The organism is Ralstonia sp. RRA, from assembly GCF_037023145.1.
In the GTDB taxonomy this organism is placed as follows: domain Bacteria; phylum Pseudomonadota; class Gammaproteobacteria; order Burkholderiales; family Burkholderiaceae; genus Ralstonia.
The window spans coordinates 155,505-170,931 of the sequence record NZ_CP146092.1 but is presented as its reverse complement, the minus strand read 5'-3'; the positions used below and the strand labels follow the sequence as shown (position 1 = coordinate 170,931).

Genomic DNA, 15,427 nt, shown 5'->3' with positions numbered 1-15,427 from the left:
CCCCGCCGCGATCAGCCAAGGGCCGGCGGCGTCATGAGAAATGGGGGACGGACGACGGGAGGCTCCCGTCAGACCTTCTTGCTTTGTGCCGAGAGCAGCGACTGCGCGTCGGACAGTGCTGCATCGGCGATCTTGCCGGCGTCCATCTTGAGCGTGCCATTCTGAATGGCGCTGCGGATCTGCTCGACGCGTGCTGCGTTGAAGTCGCCGCTGCCCACTTGGCGCGAAACTTGATGGACCGACAGCGAAGGCACGGTTGAATCCTGGTCGCTGTGGCGCGTCGTGCCCGTGGCCGTCGTGGCCACCGAGGACGAGCCGGTCGCGCGCGTCGACCCGGACGCAGCGTCCTTGGTCGGCGCAATGGCCGGCGTGTTGTTGACGATATGGTTGATTTTCACGGGTGTCTCCGAAGAGCGCGTTCATCCTATCACCCATATCGGCCAACCCCCGTCCAAACTTTAGCGGGGGATATCGATTGCGCATCACAGTGTGTGTGATCGACTGATCTCAAATCGATCTCAGAACTGGATCGCGACCACACCGGCGGACTGCGCAATGCCGGAAACGACGTTGCCGTTGGCCGTGCGCACCTGCGCCACCTGGCCCACGGCTGCCTGGTTCATGGCCCGGCCGTCGCTGGTTACCTGGAAGCCGCCGCCTTCGGCGACGAGCTTGACGGTCTGGCCGGCTTGCACGGCAACGGCCAAGCGCAGGCTTTCGGCGCGCAGTGGCTGGTTGGCCGCCACGCTGGTCATCAATACGCGCCCGACCACATCGGCGGGCTGCTGCACGACGGACGGCGGCAGCATCGAGAGATCCCCTGTGCGGGCTTCCAGATCACTCATGTCGAGCGTCTTGCCCGGCGAGAGCTGGTGCGAAGCCACGTAATACGTCCCGGTGATCTGGATGGTGGCCGGCACCCACGCCGCCCAGGCGTGTGGTGATTTGCAGCGCACTCCAACTTGAATGCGGCCGCGCAGGCGGTTGGCCGCCGGCAGCATCAGGTCGATCTGGTCACAGGGCTGGTTGGCCACGCGCGGGTCGATCGGGCCGACTTCCACCGAGGCACGCGGGGCGCCGGCGTCATTGGTGCCGCCCAGGATGTCCAGCTGCGACTGCAGTTGCTGCTGGATCTGCATCTGGATGGCGTTCGGCCCCTGGATGGTGGTGGCCGCGGGTTGTGCAGATTGTGCCGCTTGGGCGGGCATCGGCATGTTGGCGGCTGCCGGCGCATAGCCGACGCGCGTCATGCCCTGCGCATGCGCCAGGATCGGATGGGCGAGGCTTGCCAGGACGCCCAGCGCCAGGGCCAGCAGCAGCGTGCGCCGGCGTGCGGCCAACGGCATTGCCGTGGCGCCGCGGCGGCGGACAACGGCAAAGGTCGGGTATTGGGCGCTGCGTACAAACCGCGTGGACATAAAGCCCTCCATCGAAAGTCCGGTGAAGTGTAGCCACGCGCGCGGGAGGGCCAAATGCGGAAATGTCGGCCAATCCCCCCCTTATTCGGACGAATGCTCTTGCCAGGTGGCCCCTAGACTTTGCAACGTGGTGAAGTCCCTGGCGTTGCGCGGTGCCGTTCCATTTGCTGCGCAACCTGCCCCGGATGGCGGGTTTCCCGGCCAGCCCCCGGACCAGCAGACAAGGCCCTCTCCACTGAGGCTGCATGACGGCAACTCAGCAATACAGCGGTTCTGGAGACGGCATCGGCGGTTTTGAAGGGGCTGCCGATGCCTGCTTCTCCAACCCCACGGCATTCGGAATACCAAACAAACGCGGCGGCGGGGTTGCCGGTTCAGGCAGCAACACGACGCCACGCGCGAGGAATGACAGACATGGTCGACAAGCTGGATCAGTTGTTCGGTTTTCAGGAGCAGGCGCTGCACTTGCGTTCGCAGCGGCACCAGATTCTGGCCTCGAACATCGCCAATGCCGACACGCCCAACTACAAGGCGCGCGACTTCGATTTCCAGTCGGCGCTGCAAAAGGCGGTCGGTCAGCAAAGCGGCAACACGCTGCCGATGACGGCCACGGCGTCCGGCCACCTGACGGCGGACGGCGCGCCTGCCGGTGATGTGACGCTGATGCAGGCCTCGCTCTCGCAGCAGGCCAAGTCGCTGCAGGGCGAAGTGCAGTACCGCACCTCGCAGCAGCCTTCCATTGACGGCAACACGGTCGACATGGACGGTGAGCGCATGCGCTTTGCCGACAACACCGTGCGTTACGAGGCCGATCTGAACATCGTGACGCAGAAGATCAAGTCGATGCTGGCGGCCATTCAGAACAGCTAGCGCGACAAAGCAGGACCGAGCAGAACAGAGCAAGACAGGGTAGGACGATCGCGCTGCAGTCCCGGGCGCGACGAAAGAGGGGCGGGAGTGATGCGGCGCCCCGGGCCAGGCAGTCTGGCCCGGAGAGCGCCCACACAACACCGGACCGATCCGGCAACAGCAAACAGTATTCAGACAGCGGAACCAACATGTCGCTATTCAAGGTGATGGATGTGGCTGGCAGCGCGCTCACCGCGCAGTCCAAGCGCATGAACGTGGTGGCCTCCAACCTGGCCAACGCCGAGAGCGTGACGGGGCCCAACGGCACCGCCTACCGCGCCAAGCAGGTGGTATTCACCCCCGCGCAGCAGACCGACGGCGATGCCTATGCCACGGGCGTGTCGGTCGACCGCGTGGTGGAAGACACCGTCACCCCCATGAAGCGCATGCACCAGCCGGGCAACCCGCTGGCCGATGCCGATGGTTACGTGACCATGCCGAACGTGGATCCGGTCGAAGAAATGGTCAACATGATCTCGGCCTCGCGCTCGTACCAGGCCAACGTGGAAGTCGCCAACACCACCAAGACGATGGCCTCCAAGGCCCTGACCCTGGGCCAGTAAGCGGCCCCCGTCCTAGCGAGATACGAACATGACCGTCAGCGCAACCAGCAGCACCGGCAGCACCACGAACACCGGCAACCAGCTTGCCATCACCAGCGGCACCGATCTGCAGAACACGTTCATGCAGCTGCTGGTCGCGCAGCTGAAGAACCAGGATCCGCTCAACCCGATGGACAACTCGCAGATGACCTCGCAGTTGGCGCAGATCAACACCGTCAACGGGATCCAGCAGTTGAACACCACGATGTCCAGCATGCTCACGCAGAACGCGGCTACGCAGGCTTCGTCGATGATCGGCCGGACGGTGCAGGTGCCGTCATCCAACCTCACGCTGACGTCCAGCAAGGCCAACTTTGGTGTGTCGGTGCCCACCGGCGCCGACGACGTGGTCGTCACCATCAAGAACGCCGCCGGGGTTGCCGTACGTACCGTCGATCTGGGCCAGATGACTGCCGGTTCCGGCAACTACACCTGGAACGGTCAGGACGACAAGGGCAACCAGCTGGCGGACGGCAACTACACGATCGGTGTGTCGGCCACGCAGGGCGGCAAGATCGTTACGGCAAACGCGCTGGGCGTCGACAAGGTGGCCGGCGTGACCATCAACAACGGCACGATGCAATTGGTGCTGGCATCCGGCGGGACGGCCAAGCTGTCTGACGTCGCTTCTATTCAGTAACGGGTCCGTCTCAGACACGCCCGCCGCATTTCTATTCTCGGGAGAACACTATGGGATTCCAGCAAGGCCTGAGCGGTCTCGACGCCGCCTCTCAAAATCTCGACGTGATCGGCAGCAACGTTGCCAACGCCAACACCGTCGGCTACAAGAAATCGACCGCCGAGTTTGGCGACGTGTACGCACGTTCGCTGGTGGGCGCTACCGACAACCAGGTCGGCCAGGGCGTGAGCGTGACCCGGGTGTCGCAGTCGTTCACGCAGGGTAACGTGACCAACACCGGCAACCCGCTGGACATCGCCATCAACGGCACGGGCTTCTACCGCATGGTGGATGCGAGCAGCGGCCAGGTGTCGTACACACGTAACGGCCAGTTCCAGACCGACAAGAACGGCTACATCATCTCCGCCACCGGCCAGAACCTGACCGGTTACGGTGTGGATAACACCGGCAAGGTCAACACCGCCGTGCTGACCAACCTGAAAATTCCGGTCAATGATCTGGCGCCGCTGGCCACCACCAACACCGCGTTCGGGGTGAACCTGGACGCTGCCGCCACCCCGCCGACCACCACGCCGTTCTCGAATGCCAACTCGGCCACGTTCAACCACTCCGTGTCGGAGCAGGTGTACGACGGCACGGGCACGGCGCACATGCTGACCAACTACTACGTGCGCACCGCCACCGGCTGGGACGTCTACTCGCAGGTGGACGGCAACAACCCCACCGGCGGCAACCCGGTCTCCACGCTGACCTTCAATGCCAGCGGTGCACTGACCACCAACCCCAGCAAGATCGCCGTGGCCTTCGGTGGCATGAGCATCGCCAGCATGGACTTCACGGGCACCACGCAATACGGCGGCGGCTACAACGACACCGCCCCCGGCGTTTCGCAGGACGGCTACGCCACTGGCCGCCTGGCCAGCTACTCGGTGGGTACCGACGGCACCATCACCGCGCGCTATTCCAACGGCCGCACCGCCGTGCTGGGCCAGGTCGCCATGGCCAACTTCAAGGCACCGGAAGGCCTGCAGAACATTGGCGGCAACCAGTGGGTGGAGACGTCCAACTCCGGCGCCCCCAACCTGGGCACGCCGGGTATGGGTTCGTTCGGCCTGCTGCAATCGTCGGCGGTGGAGCAATCCAACGTGGACTTGAGCCAGGAGCTGGTCAACATGATCGTCGCCCAGCGTTCGTACCAGGCCAATGCACAGACCATCAAGACGGAGGACACGATCCTCCAGACCTTGGTCAGCATGCGTTAAGCCATAGCAGGAGCCCACCACAATGGATCGCTCGATCTACGTGTCGATGACTGGCGTGAAGCACCTGTTCGACCAACAGGCGGCCAGCGCCAACAACCTCGCCAACGCCAGCACGACGGGTTTCAAGGCCCAGATCGATGCGTTCCATTCGGTGGGCGTGCAGGGCGACGGTTCGCCCACGCGCAGCTATGTGATGGCCTCGGCCATCGGCACGGACCTCACGCCCGGCCCGATCGAAACCACCGGTCGCAGCCTGGACGTAGCCATCGACGGGCAAGGCTTTTTTGCCGTGCAAACGCCCGATGGCAGCGAGGCCTACACCCGCGCCGGCACGTTCCAGCTGGGGCCGGATGGGACGATCCAGACGCTCTCCGGCCAGCCCGTGCTAGGTGACGGTGGCCCGATCACGTTGCCGCCCGATACCACGGTGCAGTTTGCCAAGGACGGCACGGTCAACGCGATCAGCGCCGACAACCGCACGCCACCCGTGGCGCTCGGCCGTCTGAAGCTGGTGAGTATCGAGCCGGCCAACATCGACCGCGGCGTAGACGGCCTGTTCCGCCAGCGCGACGGCCAGGATGCCGCCGTGGACGAAAAGGTGCGCATTACGGGCGGTGCGCTGGAGGGCAGCAACGTCAATCTGACCGATTCGCTGGTCAACATGATTGAGATCTCTCGCCAGCTCGAGATGCAGATGAAGTCGTTGCACACCAGCGACTCGAACGCACAGTCGGCCAATGAACTGCTGCGCCACGCTTGATGCGGCGCGTGTGAACTGAATCAACCAAGGACTCGAACATGATTCGCTCCCTGTGGATTTCCAAGACCGGGATGGATGCCCAGCAATCGCAGCTGGATGTCATCTCGAACAACTTGGCGAACGTCAACACGACGGGCTTCAAGCGCTCGCGCGCCGTGTTCGAAGACCTGCTGTACCAAAACGTGCGTGAGCCGGGTGCGCAGTCGTCGCAACAGACCACGCTGCCTTCGGGCATGCAGATCGGCACGGGTGTGCGCATCGTCGCCACCGAGCGCCTGCACACGCAGGGCAACCTGACGCAGACCGGCAACTCGACCGACGTGGCCATCAACGGCAACGGTTTCTTCCAGGTGCAGATGCCGGACGGCACGCTGGCCTACACGCGTGATGGCAGCTTCCAGGTCAACGCGCAGGGGCAGCTGGTGACCTCCAGCGGTTACCCGATCCAGCCGGCCATCACCATTCCGCAGAACGCCACCAGCCTCACCATTGGCAAGGACGGTGTGGTGACGGTGACCACGCCGGGCACGGTCAACAGCACCCAGGTGGGCACGTTCCAACTGGCCAACTTCATCAACCCGGCCGGTCTGCGCAGCATGGGCGAGAACCTGTATGCAGAGACCGAAGCCGCCGGCACGGCCAACCTGGCCAACCCGGGTTCCAACGGCACGGGCGTGCTCAACCAGAACTACGTTGAGACGTCCAACGTGAACGTGGTGGAAGAGATGGTCAACATGATCCAGACGCAGCGTGCGTACGAGATCAACAGCAAGTCGGTGCAGACGTCCGACCAGATGCTGGAAAAGCTGGCGCAGCTCTAAGCTCGACAGTGCTGCTTTAAGGAAGTCACGCGATGCAAACCCCCCCGGTCTACTCGCTCTCGCACGGCGGCCGCGCTGTGCCGACGGTGCACAAAGCGGTTCAGTTGGTTGTGCTTGGCGCCGCTGCCGTGCTCGCCAGTGCTTGCGGCATGCTGCCGCCGCCCGAGCCAATCGTGCAAGGCCCGACCACGGCCCGCCCGCCCATGCCTGTCATGGCACCGCGCCAGAACGGGGCGATCTACCAGGAAGTGGCATCAGGCAGCGGCGGCTTTCGCGGCATGTTCGAAGACCGCCGTGCACACATGGTGGGCGACACCATCACCATCGTGATCACCGAGAATACGGCGGCCAGCAAGCAGACTTCCGGCAGCGTGAACCGCACCGGCAGCATGACCGCTTCGGTGCCGACATTCGCCGGCATGAACCCTGGCGTGCTGTCGCTGCTGGGCGTGTCGGCCAGCGATGCCAACAAGTTCGACAGCAAGGGCGCCAACGGTGCGCAGAACAACTTCACCGCCACCATTACGGTGACGGTGGTGGAGGTGCTGTCCAACGGCAACCTGGTGGTCAGCGGCGAGAAGCAGACCGCCGTGGGCCAGGGCACCGAGTCGGTCAAGTTCTCGGGCGTGGTCAACCCGACCACCGTCAACAACCAGAACACCGTGCTGTCTACCCAGGTGGCAGACGCGCGCATGGAATACCGCGGCACGGGCTATGTGTCCGAATCCCAGCAGATGGGGTGGCTGTCGCGGTTCTTCCTGACCGTGTCACCGTTCTGAGGCGCATTTGGGAAACCCAGCCATGAACTTGCATCGAATCATCGGCGCGGCCCTGGTGGCACTGAGTGCGATCTCGGCGTTTGCGCCCACTGCGGCGCATGCTGACCGCATCAAGGATCTGACCAGCGTTGCCGGCGTGCGCGAGAACGCGCTGATCGGCTACGGCCTGGTCGTCGGCCTGGATGGCAGTGGTGACCAGACCACGCAGACGCCGTTCACGATTCAGAGCTTCAACAACATGCTCACGCAGTTCGGCATCAACGTGCCGGCCGGCGCCAGCATCCAGCTCAAGAACACCGCCGCCGTGGTGGTGACGGCCTCGCTGCCCGCGTTCGTGCGGCCGGGGCAGACCATTGACGTGACGGTCTCGTCCATTGGTAACGCCAAGAGCCTGCGCGGCGGTACGCTGCTGCTCACGCCGCTCAAGGGCGTGGACGGCCAGCTCTATGCACTGGCACAAGGCAACGTGGTGATTGGCGGCGCAGGTGCGTCGGCCAATGGCAGCAAGGTGCAGATCAACCAGCTGGGCGCCGGCCGCATCGCCAATGGGGCGACGGTGGAGCGCGCGGTGCAGGCCACGGTGGGCGAAGCCGGTAGCATCCAGCTCGACACCGGCACGACGGACTTCGGTACGGTGCAGAACATCGTCAATGCCATCAACAAGCAGTTCGGCACCGACACCGCTCAGGCCGCCGATGGCCGCACGATCAACGTGCGTGCACCGGCGCTGGCATCGGATCGCGTCGGGTTTCTCGCCAAGCTGCAGAACATTGACGTGACGCCGGCGCTGGCCGCCGCACGCGTGGTGGTCAATGCCCGTACGGGCTCGGTGGTGATGAACCAGCTCGTCAAGCTTGAGCCCTGCGCGGTGGCACACGGCAGCCTGTCGGTCACCATCAGCACTGAGCCGGTGGTCAGCCAGCCGGCGCCGTTCTCGCAAGGCCAGACCGTGGCGGCGGCGCGTTCGAACATTGAGGTCAAGCAGGCGGGCGGCAGCCTCATCAACGTGAAGGGCGGTACCAACCTGGCGGATGTGGTCAAGGCCATCAACGCGATCGGCGCCAACCCGCAAGACCTGATCTCGATCCTGCAGGCGATGAAGGCGGCCAACGCCCTGCGCGCCGAGCTGGAAATCATCTAAAGCAGGGGCCGACGCGATGAACCCGACCGACCTCACCAGCCGCCTGGCGCTCGACTCCACAGGGTTCGAGTCGCTCAAGCAGGCCGCACGCACTGACCCGACCGGCGCCGCCAAGACTGTCGCCAAGCAGTTCGACGCGATCTTCGTGAACATGATGCTCAAGCAGATGCGCGATGCATCGCCGCAGAATGGGCCGTTCGATTCGTCGTCGACCAAGATGTATACGTCGATGCTCGACCAGCAGCTCTCGCAGACGATGGCATCGCGCGGCGTGGGCGTGGCCGATCAGTTGCTCAAGCAGATGCTGCGTCAGGCCAACCACGTGAACCCGGATGCCGGTGGGCCGGTGAATACCGCGCTGTCCAACACCACCGCCACGAATACCGCCTTGCCGGGGGCCGCCGGCTCCACGTCGGACGCCGCCAAGGCCATCGCCCGCTCGTCGCTCAACAGCATGGCCGCGGCGGTTGCGCCGACGGTGTCGGGTGGGGAAGACGACGGCTCGGGCATCAGCACCGTGCCGCGCCCGGGCCTGGAAGAGCGTGTGCAGCGCGCCCTGGCCGCCCTGCGCAAGCAGGCCGGGACAGACCAGAGTGGGCAGGCGGGCAGCGTGCCGCCGGATGTCGACTTGTCTTCCGTCGCCGCCGAGCCGCGCGGTGATCGCATGGCCAGCTTCTACAACAAGCTGATCGGCCACGCCTCGCAGGCTGCGCAGGAAACCGGCATTCCTGCCAACTTCATGATCGGCCATGCCGCACTGGAGTCCGGCTGGGGCCGCCGCGAAATCAAGAGCAAGGACGGCACCAACACGCACAACCTGTTTGGCATCAAGGCCGGCGGCTCGTGGACGGGCAAGACTGCCACGGTGACGACCACCGAATACGTGGGCGGCGTCGCGCACAAGGTCCAGGAGAAGTTCCGCGCCTACGGCTCGTACGCCGAGGCGTTCAAGGACTACGCCAACCTGCTGGCCAACAACCCGCGCTACAGCAACGTCGTGGCAGCGGGCAACGGTAACGATGCGGCGTCGTTTGCCAAGGGCCTGCAGCGTGCTGGTTATGCCACCGACCCCAACTACGCCAACAAGATCATGGCGGTGCTCAAACAGATCGTTTGAGGTTCGCTATCAAAATTTCAAGGCGATAGCATCGGCCGGCTCAAGTTTGTTCTTGGCCGGCCGATGTTGTTTGTAGGGTCCATCTTGGCGGCACTGTGCTGCCTGCACCGAGACAAACATGAGCAGCTCCCTCCTGAATATTGGCGCGACCGGCCTGCAGGTCGCCAATATCAACCTACAGGTGACCGGCAACAACATCGCCAACGCCAACACGCCTGGCTATTCGCGCCAGGAGGCCGTGCAGACGGAGAACATTCCGCTGTACGCCGGCGTCGGCTATCTGGGGCAGGGTGCGAATGTGACGACCGTCAAGCGTATCTACGACCAGTTCCTGACGGCCCAGGTGCAGAGCGGACAGGCCGCCACCAGCTCGGCTGATCAGCTCAATAGCCTGGTGTCCGGCCTGAGCCAGTACATGTCGGACAGCAACAGCGGCCTGAGCTCGGCGCTGACCAGCTTCTTCAATGGGGCCGACGGTCTGACGTCCAACCCGTCGAGCACCACGGCGCGCCAGGTGTTCCTGAACGCCGCCGCCGGCCTGCAGAGCCGTTTCAATTCCATTGCCGGCCAGTTGAACGCGCTGTCGAACCAGGTCAACACGCAGGTGCAGACACAGATCAGCTCGGTCAACAGCGTGGCGCAGCAGATTGCCGGCCTGAACGACCAGATCTCCAAGGCGGAAGCCTCCACCGGCCAGCCTGCGAACGACCTGCGTGACCAGCGCGACCAGCTCGTGCAGACGCTCAACAAGTCGATCAAGGCCAGCGTGGTGCAGACCGGCGACGGCCAGTACAACATTTACGTGGGTAACGGTCAGGCGCTGGTGCAGGGCAACCAGAGCTACCAGCTGACAGCCGTGCCGTCGCAGTACGACCCGACGCAGCTGTCGGTGGGCTACAAGAGCCCGGCCGGCACCGTCAACATTGATGACAGCCAACTGGGCGGCGGCGCCCTGGGCGGGCTGCTGGATTTCCGCCGCAACACGCTCCTCCCGGCGCAAAACAGCCTGGGCAAACTGGCGGCAGCCGTGTCGGCCGATGTGAACGCGCAGAACAGCCTGGGCATGGACGCCAACGGCAAGATGGGGACGAACCTCTTCTCCGTGGCTGGCCCCACCGTTGCCGCCAGCAGCAACAACACTGGCAGCGCTACCGTCACGGCCAGCATCACCAACGCCAACGCGGGCCAAGGTTACGACTACCAGATCAAGTACCAGGGCGGCGCCTACACCGTCTCGCACTACCCGGATGGTTCTGCCTCCGTGACGGTGACGAGCTGGCCGACTACCATCGATGGCGTCACGATGAACCTGTCGGGCACCATGAACAGTGGGGATTCGTTCCTGGTGCGCCCGACCGCCAATGCGGCGTCGAGCATGCAGACGCTCACCACCGACTATCACAACGTGGCCGCCGCTACACCGGTGGTGCTCAACCAGGGCAGCAACAACACGGGCAGCGCCACGGGGTCGTCCATTGGTGTGGACAGCACGTACGCCGGCTCGCCGCTGACCTCGCCGGTCAACCTGACCTACAGCTCGGCGGTGGGTGGCTCGCTCTCGGGGTTCCCGGGCAGCGTGACGGTCAACGTCAACGGCACCAACACGACTTACAGCGGCGGCACGGCGCCGTACACGCAGGGTGCGACGTACTCGTTCAATGGCGTGCAGATGACGCTGTCGGGCACGCCGGCCAACAACGACACGTTTGCCATCTCGGCCAACACCGCCAACAGCACCGACGGCGGCAACGCCAGCGCGCTGGCCAAGCTGCGCAATGCCACGCTGCTCGACGGCGGCACCACCTCGATCGGCTCGTCGTGGAACAACCTCGTCACCAAGGTGGGTGTGCAGGCCAACACGGCCAGCAGCAACCTGACGTCGCAGAAGGCGCTGCTGGCAAGCTCCACGCAGCAGCAGCAATCGGTGTCGGGCGTGAGCCTGGATGAGGAGGCGATGAAACTGATGAAGTACCAGCAGGCCTACCAGGCATCGGCCAAGGTGATGCAGACGGCAAATACGCTGTTCGGTTCGCTGCTGTCGATTGCCGGCGGCTAACGCAACGACTGAAGAATCGCGCCAACGTGCCGATAACGTCCTAAAGCCCTTCGTCCGGACCGATCATGCGAGTCAGTACCGCCCAATTCTTTGCTGCATCCACTGCTTCCATGCAGAACGCGCAGTCGAACCTGATGACGCTGCAGCAGCAGATTGCGAGCGGCATTGCGCTCACCAGCGCGGGTGACAACCCGAGCGCGTTTGGCCAGATGTCGCAGCTGCAGCAGACGCAGGACGCCAACGATCAGTACCAGGTCAACCGCGACGCCACCGATGCGCGCCTGACCAACGTGTCGTCAGCGCTCACCAACCTGGCGACCACGCTGCAGCAGGGCAAGCAGAGCCTGGTGTCGGCCAATACCTCGCTGATGACGGATTCGCAGCGCATTGGTGTGCTGGCGCAGGTCAAGCTGCAGTATCAGCAGTTGCTCGCCACCGCCAACCAGCGCGATGCCTCGGGCGTGGCGCTGTTCGGTGGCGCCAACGGCACGACCGACCCGTTCGTCAACACGGGCGGCAGCGTGCAGTACGTTGGTAGCGGTCAGCCGCCCACGGTGCAGGTTTCGCAAAATGTATCGATGCCGAATTCGGTGTCGGGTGACTCGGTGTTCGTGCGCATTGCCAATAAGGACCCGGCCAACCCGAGCGCCAACCAAAGCATCTTCAAGACGTACGAAAACCTGATCACGGCGCTGTCCACCCCAATCAACCCGGCCACCCAGGCCACCGACGTTGCCAACCTGCAGAAGGCTGTGCAGACAGCGCAGGGCAACCTCGACAACGCTTACCAAGTCGCCCTGCAGGCGCAGGTGACGGTGGGTACGCAGCAGGCGCAGATCACTACGCTCAACAGCAGCGGCTCGAACTACGGCGAGCAGTTGAAGGAGCAGATCTCCAAGCTGCAGTCGGTGGATTACACGACTGCCATTTCGCAGTTTGCCCAGCAGCAGGTGTCGTTGCAGGCCGCGCAGAAGACGTTTACGGCCATGCAGGGCATGTCGCTGTTCCAGTACTTCAATCCTTGACCTTCCGTTAAAGACGGTGACCTTTGAGCGGGCATAATGACCGCTTGGTTACCGTCTGGATGGGTCATGCCGATTCAATACCTCCGCCGCCTGACCAGCCCCCAACGCACCGATGACGCCAACCGGCGCCTGGGGCAATCACTGGCCTTCGTGGCGGGCGCCGCCAACGCAGGCGGCTTTCTCGCCGTCAAGCAGTACACCTCGCATATGTCCGGCATTGTCTCGGCAATGGCCGACGACCTCGTGCTGGGCAATATCGTGCTCCTGCTCGCGGGTTTTGCGTCGCTGCTGGCGTTCCTGTGCGGGGCGGCCTGTACGGCCGTGCTTGTCAACTGGGGGCGCCGACGCCGCACGCAGAGTGAATTTGCGCTGCCGCTCATGCTCGAAGCTGGGTTGCTGCTGCTCTTCGGCATGATGGGCACGTCGCTTGATCAATACCGCGTCGTGTTTGTGCCGGCCACCGTCGTGCTGCTGTGTTTTCTGATGGGGTTGCAGAACGCCATCATCACCAAGATTTCAAAGGCGGAGATCCGCACCACGCACGTGACCGGCTTGGCCACCGACATCGGCATTGAGGTCGGCAAGGCGCTGTACTGGAACCACGGACATCGCAACTTGCCGACCGTGGTCGCCAACCGGCCCAAACTGCGGCTGCTGGTGTCGCTGCTGGGCATGTTTTTCGTGGGTGGCGTGACGGGGGCGCTGGGGTTCAAGCACCTCGGCTATGCAACGACGATTCCGCTGGCTTCGATCCTGATGCTGCTGGCTGTGGTGCCGATCGTGGACGATCTGCTGTTGCGTCGGCGGTAGGCCGCATTGAGGGCAGCGCGCACTTGATTCGCCCATTTGATTCGCCCCATTTGGGCGCCGAGCCCGGGCGGATCAAGCGGCTTCCATGCGTGTAGTGAGGCGTCGCGCTCGGCTTCGAGCACGTCCAGGCGAGGTCAGCGGCCTAGATGTCGGCCTGCCTGTTGCGGATACATTGAAACCATCAACGGTTTTACTCGCGGCACGGGCACCGGGATTACCATGGATGAGTCGAACGGGTTGGCAGGACACATCCATGATCGCACTGCAAGAAGCTTATCGCGCTGGATTGCTGCGACGCCAGAATTGGCTGCCCAACGTGATCTCCGGCTTGGTCGTCGGCGTCGTGGCGTTACCGCTGGCGATGGCCTTTGCCATTGCCTCCGGCGCAAAGCCTGAGCAGGGGCTCTATACCGCCATCGTCGCTGGCCTGCTGGTTTCCGCCTTCGGTGGCAGCCGTATGCAGATCGCAGGGCCGACGGGTGCATTCATCGTGATCCTGTCGGGTGTCACGGCCGCGCATGGCATCGATGGTCTTCAGATCGCCACGCTGATGGCGGGCATCATTCTGGTGGGGATGGGCGCCGCCCGGCTGGGGACGGTCATCAAGTTCATCCCGGCCCCAGTCATCGTCGGCTTTACGACGGGGATCGGCGTCATTATCTGGGTGGGGCAATGGCCCGATTTTTTCGGGCTACCCAAACCGTCTGGGGCACATTTCCACGACAAGCTCTGGCATACGCTGCAAGCCCTGCCGCATCTGCATCCCGCAACTACGGCATTGGCCATCGCAAGCCTGTTGCTGGTCATCCTCACCCCGCGCTTTGCTCGTCTTAAGCGGGTGCCTGGTCCACTGGTGGCGATGGTTGTCGTCACCGCACTGCAGGCAACATTCCACTTCGATGGCGTGGCCACCATTGGCAGCACCTTCGGCGGCCTTCCACAAGGCCTGCCCAACATCACCTTGCCCAACGTGACCATGACGCGCGTCGTCGAACTGGTCGGCCCCGCTTTTACGATTGCGATGCTGGGTGCGATTGAGTCGCTGCTGTCGGCGGTGGTGGCCGATGGCATGGCCGGGACCCGCCACGACGCGAACCAGGAGCTGATTGGTCAGGGGCTTGCCAATATCGCGGCGCCCCTCTTTGGCGGCTTCGCGGCGACTGGCGCGATTGCCCGTACGGCAACGAACATCCGCAACGGAGGGAACAGCCCCTTGGCAGGCATCGTGCACGCGCTGACGCTGGTTGCGATCCTCCTCCTGCTTGCGCCGTTGGCGTCGAAGGTGCCGCTGGCGGCGTTGTCGGCGATCCTGTTCGTGGTGGCCTACAACATGAGCGAGGTCCGACACTTTGCGCGGATGACTCGGCGTGCACCACGTGCCGATGTCGCGATTCTGCTGATGACGTTTTTCCTGACGGTGTTTGCCGATCTGGTGGTGGCGGTCAACATCGGCGTCATCCTGGCCACGCTGCAGTTCTTGCGGCGGATGGCCTCGTCGGTTGAAGTGTCGCAGCAGTCCGTCCAGCAGCTCGGTACCGAATTGGGGCAGATGCAATTGCCACCCAGCGTGCTGGTCTACGCGATCGACGGCCCGTTCTTCTTCGGAGCGGTCGAAAATTTCGAGCGCGCCTTGAGTCAGACCCACGCAGACCCGCGAGTGCTGATTCTGCGGCTCAAACGCGTGCCGTTTATCGACATGACCGGGCTACTCACCCTGGAGGAAGTGATCGCCAAGCTGGAGAAACGCAGCATCACGGTGCTGGTCAGCGAAGCGAACGATCGGGTCAGGGGCAAGCTGGAGAAGGCGGGCATCCTGGCCGCTGTTGGGCACGACAACTATCAGGACAGCTTTGCTGCTGCCATCGCCCGGTGCGATGTGCTGATCGGCTCCAGCGAGGACGCCGCTCGCGAGCACCAGGCAGCGCTATCCAGGCAGGCTGAAGCGGTGCTCAAAGTCAGCCGGGAGGAGTGGTTGAACCGGTAGCCGAGGCCGCCGAGATCGCTCGGGGGCAATTGAAGCGGGTTGTCTCGGATTCCGGGGGCTATGGCGTGGTGCTGTAACCTTGCCACCGTTGCGGATATTTGAT

15 protein-coding genes are annotated in these 15,427 nt (G+C 63.9%); 13 read left to right on the top strand and 2 right to left on the bottom strand.

Features of this window, described 5'->3' with window-relative positions; genetic code table 11:
• Nucleotides 1-68 precede the first annotated feature (68 nt).
• Nucleotides 69-398: a flagellar biosynthesis anti-sigma factor FlgM gene (gene flgM / locus V6657_RS18810; RefSeq protein WP_048935595.1), complete on the bottom strand. Its 330-nt coding sequence runs from the start codon at nucleotides 396-398 to the stop codon at nucleotides 69-71.
• 120 nt (nucleotides 399-518) lie between these two features.
• Nucleotides 519-1,418 (bottom strand): flagellar basal body P-ring formation chaperone FlgA, encoded by a 900-nt coding sequence (gene flgA, locus V6657_RS18805; protein WP_048935594.1) that lies wholly within the window; start codon nucleotides 1,416-1,418, stop codon nucleotides 519-521.
• Between the two features lie 414 nt (nucleotides 1,419-1,832).
• On the opposite strand from flgA, the gene flgB reads away from it, so the two are divergent.
• The 13 genes from flgB (at nucleotide 1,833) to V6657_RS18740 (ending at nucleotide 15,324) form a co-directional block, all read left to right on the top strand.
• Entirely contained in the window at nucleotides 1,833-2,288 is a 456-nt protein-coding gene (gene flgB, locus V6657_RS18800; RefSeq protein WP_048935593.1) for a flagellar basal body rod protein FlgB, read from the top strand.
• A 188-nt stretch (nucleotides 2,289-2,476) separates the two neighbouring features.
• The gene (gene flgC / locus V6657_RS18795) at nucleotides 2,477-2,890 is read left to right on the top strand and encodes a flagellar basal body rod protein FlgC (RefSeq protein ID WP_048935592.1); all 414 of its coding nucleotides are present in this window, start codon (nucleotides 2,477-2,479) and stop codon (nucleotides 2,888-2,890) included.
• A gap of 28 nt (nucleotides 2,891-2,918) precedes the next feature.
• Nucleotides 2,919-3,569, top strand: a complete 651-nt coding sequence (locus V6657_RS18790; protein ID WP_048935591.1) for a flagellar hook assembly protein FlgD — start codon at nucleotides 2,919-2,921, stop codon at nucleotides 3,567-3,569.
• A gap of 50 nt (nucleotides 3,570-3,619) precedes the next feature.
• Nucleotides 3,620-4,831, top strand: coding sequence for a flagellar hook protein FlgE (gene flgE / locus V6657_RS18785; protein WP_048935590.1), 1,212 nt, complete (start codon nucleotides 3,620-3,622; stop codon nucleotides 4,829-4,831).
• Between the two features lie 22 nt (nucleotides 4,832-4,853).
• Complete coding sequence (flgF, locus tag V6657_RS18780) at nucleotides 4,854-5,591, top strand: flagellar basal-body rod protein FlgF (RefSeq protein ID WP_048935589.1); 738 nt, start codon at nucleotides 4,854-4,856, stop codon at nucleotides 5,589-5,591.
• Between the two features lie 38 nt (nucleotides 5,592-5,629).
• On the top strand, nucleotides 5,630-6,412 hold the full coding sequence (flgG, locus tag V6657_RS18775; RefSeq protein WP_048935588.1) for a flagellar basal-body rod protein FlgG: 783 nt from the start codon (nucleotides 5,630-5,632) through the stop codon (nucleotides 6,410-6,412).
• A 32-nt stretch (nucleotides 6,413-6,444) separates the two neighbouring features.
• Entirely contained in the window at nucleotides 6,445-7,191 is a 747-nt protein-coding gene (locus V6657_RS18770; protein ID WP_048935587.1) for a flagellar basal body L-ring protein FlgH, read from the top strand.
• Between the two features lie 22 nt (nucleotides 7,192-7,213).
• Nucleotides 7,214-8,332: a flagellar basal body P-ring protein FlgI gene (locus V6657_RS18765; RefSeq protein WP_048935586.1), complete on the top strand. Its 1,119-nt coding sequence runs from the start codon at nucleotides 7,214-7,216 to the stop codon at nucleotides 8,330-8,332.
• Nucleotides 8,333-8,348: 16 nt separating this feature from the next.
• Nucleotides 8,349-9,449 (top strand): flagellar assembly peptidoglycan hydrolase FlgJ, encoded by a 1,101-nt coding sequence (flgJ, locus tag V6657_RS18760; RefSeq protein WP_048935585.1) that lies wholly within the window; start codon nucleotides 8,349-8,351, stop codon nucleotides 9,447-9,449.
• 118 nt (nucleotides 9,450-9,567) lie between these two features.
• Nucleotides 9,568-11,505 (top strand): flagellar hook-associated protein FlgK, encoded by a 1,938-nt coding sequence (flgK, locus tag V6657_RS18755; RefSeq protein ID WP_048935584.1) that lies wholly within the window; start codon nucleotides 9,568-9,570, stop codon nucleotides 11,503-11,505.
• Nucleotides 11,506-11,570: 65 nt separating this feature from the next.
• Nucleotides 11,571-12,530 (top strand): flagellar hook-associated protein FlgL, encoded by a 960-nt coding sequence (flgL, locus tag V6657_RS18750; RefSeq protein WP_048935583.1) that lies wholly within the window; start codon nucleotides 11,571-11,573, stop codon nucleotides 12,528-12,530.
• Nucleotides 12,531-12,596: 66 nt separating this feature from the next.
• Nucleotides 12,597-13,340: a YoaK family protein gene (locus V6657_RS18745; RefSeq protein WP_048935582.1), complete on the top strand. Its 744-nt coding sequence runs from the start codon at nucleotides 12,597-12,599 to the stop codon at nucleotides 13,338-13,340.
• A 253-nt stretch (nucleotides 13,341-13,593) separates the two neighbouring features.
• Nucleotides 13,594-15,324 carry a SulP family inorganic anion transporter gene (locus tag V6657_RS18740; protein WP_048935581.1) on the top strand — a complete coding sequence of 577 codons (1,731 nt, stop codon included), beginning with the start codon at nucleotides 13,594-13,596 and terminating at the stop codon, nucleotides 15,322-15,324.
• The last annotated feature ends 103 nt before the right edge of the window (nucleotides 15,325-15,427 follow it).

What these genes read in the sequence shown, in the direction of transcription:
- flgF (WP_048935589.1), top strand. Translation starts at nt 4,854, where the DNA reads ATGGATCGCTCGATCTACGTGTCGATGACTGGCGTGAAGCACCTGTTC.
- flgL (WP_048935583.1), top strand. Translation starts at nt 11,571, where the DNA reads ATGCGAGTCAGTACCGCCCAATTCTTTGCTGCATCCACTGCTTCCATG.
- flgE (WP_048935590.1), top strand. Translation starts at nt 3,620, where the DNA reads ATGGGATTCCAGCAAGGCCTGAGCGGTCTCGACGCCGCCTCTCAAAAT.
- flgB (WP_048935593.1), top strand. Translation starts at nt 1,833, where the DNA reads ATGGTCGACAAGCTGGATCAGTTGTTCGGTTTTCAGGAGCAGGCGCTG.
- flgA (WP_048935594.1), bottom strand. Translation starts at nt 1,418, where the DNA reads ATGTCCACGCGGTTTGTACGCAGCGCCCAATACCCGACCTTTGCCGTT.
- flgG (WP_048935588.1), top strand. Translation starts at nt 5,630, where the DNA reads ATGATTCGCTCCCTGTGGATTTCCAAGACCGGGATGGATGCCCAGCAA.
- flgJ (WP_048935585.1), top strand. Translation starts at nt 8,349, where the DNA reads ATGAACCCGACCGACCTCACCAGCCGCCTGGCGCTCGACTCCACAGGG.
- flgK (WP_048935584.1), top strand. Translation starts at nt 9,568, where the DNA reads ATGAGCAGCTCCCTCCTGAATATTGGCGCGACCGGCCTGCAGGTCGCC.
- V6657_RS18790 (WP_048935591.1), top strand. Translation starts at nt 2,919, where the DNA reads ATGACCGTCAGCGCAACCAGCAGCACCGGCAGCACCACGAACACCGGC.
- V6657_RS18740 (WP_048935581.1), top strand. Translation starts at nt 13,594, where the DNA reads ATGATCGCACTGCAAGAAGCTTATCGCGCTGGATTGCTGCGACGCCAG.
- V6657_RS18745 (WP_048935582.1), top strand. Translation starts at nt 12,597, where the DNA reads ATGCCGATTCAATACCTCCGCCGCCTGACCAGCCCCCAACGCACCGAT.
- V6657_RS18765 (WP_048935586.1), top strand. Translation starts at nt 7,214, where the DNA reads ATGAACTTGCATCGAATCATCGGCGCGGCCCTGGTGGCACTGAGTGCG.
- V6657_RS18770 (WP_048935587.1), top strand. Translation starts at nt 6,445, where the DNA reads ATGCAAACCCCCCCGGTCTACTCGCTCTCGCACGGCGGCCGCGCTGTG.
- flgC (WP_048935592.1), top strand. Translation starts at nt 2,477, where the DNA reads ATGTCGCTATTCAAGGTGATGGATGTGGCTGGCAGCGCGCTCACCGCG.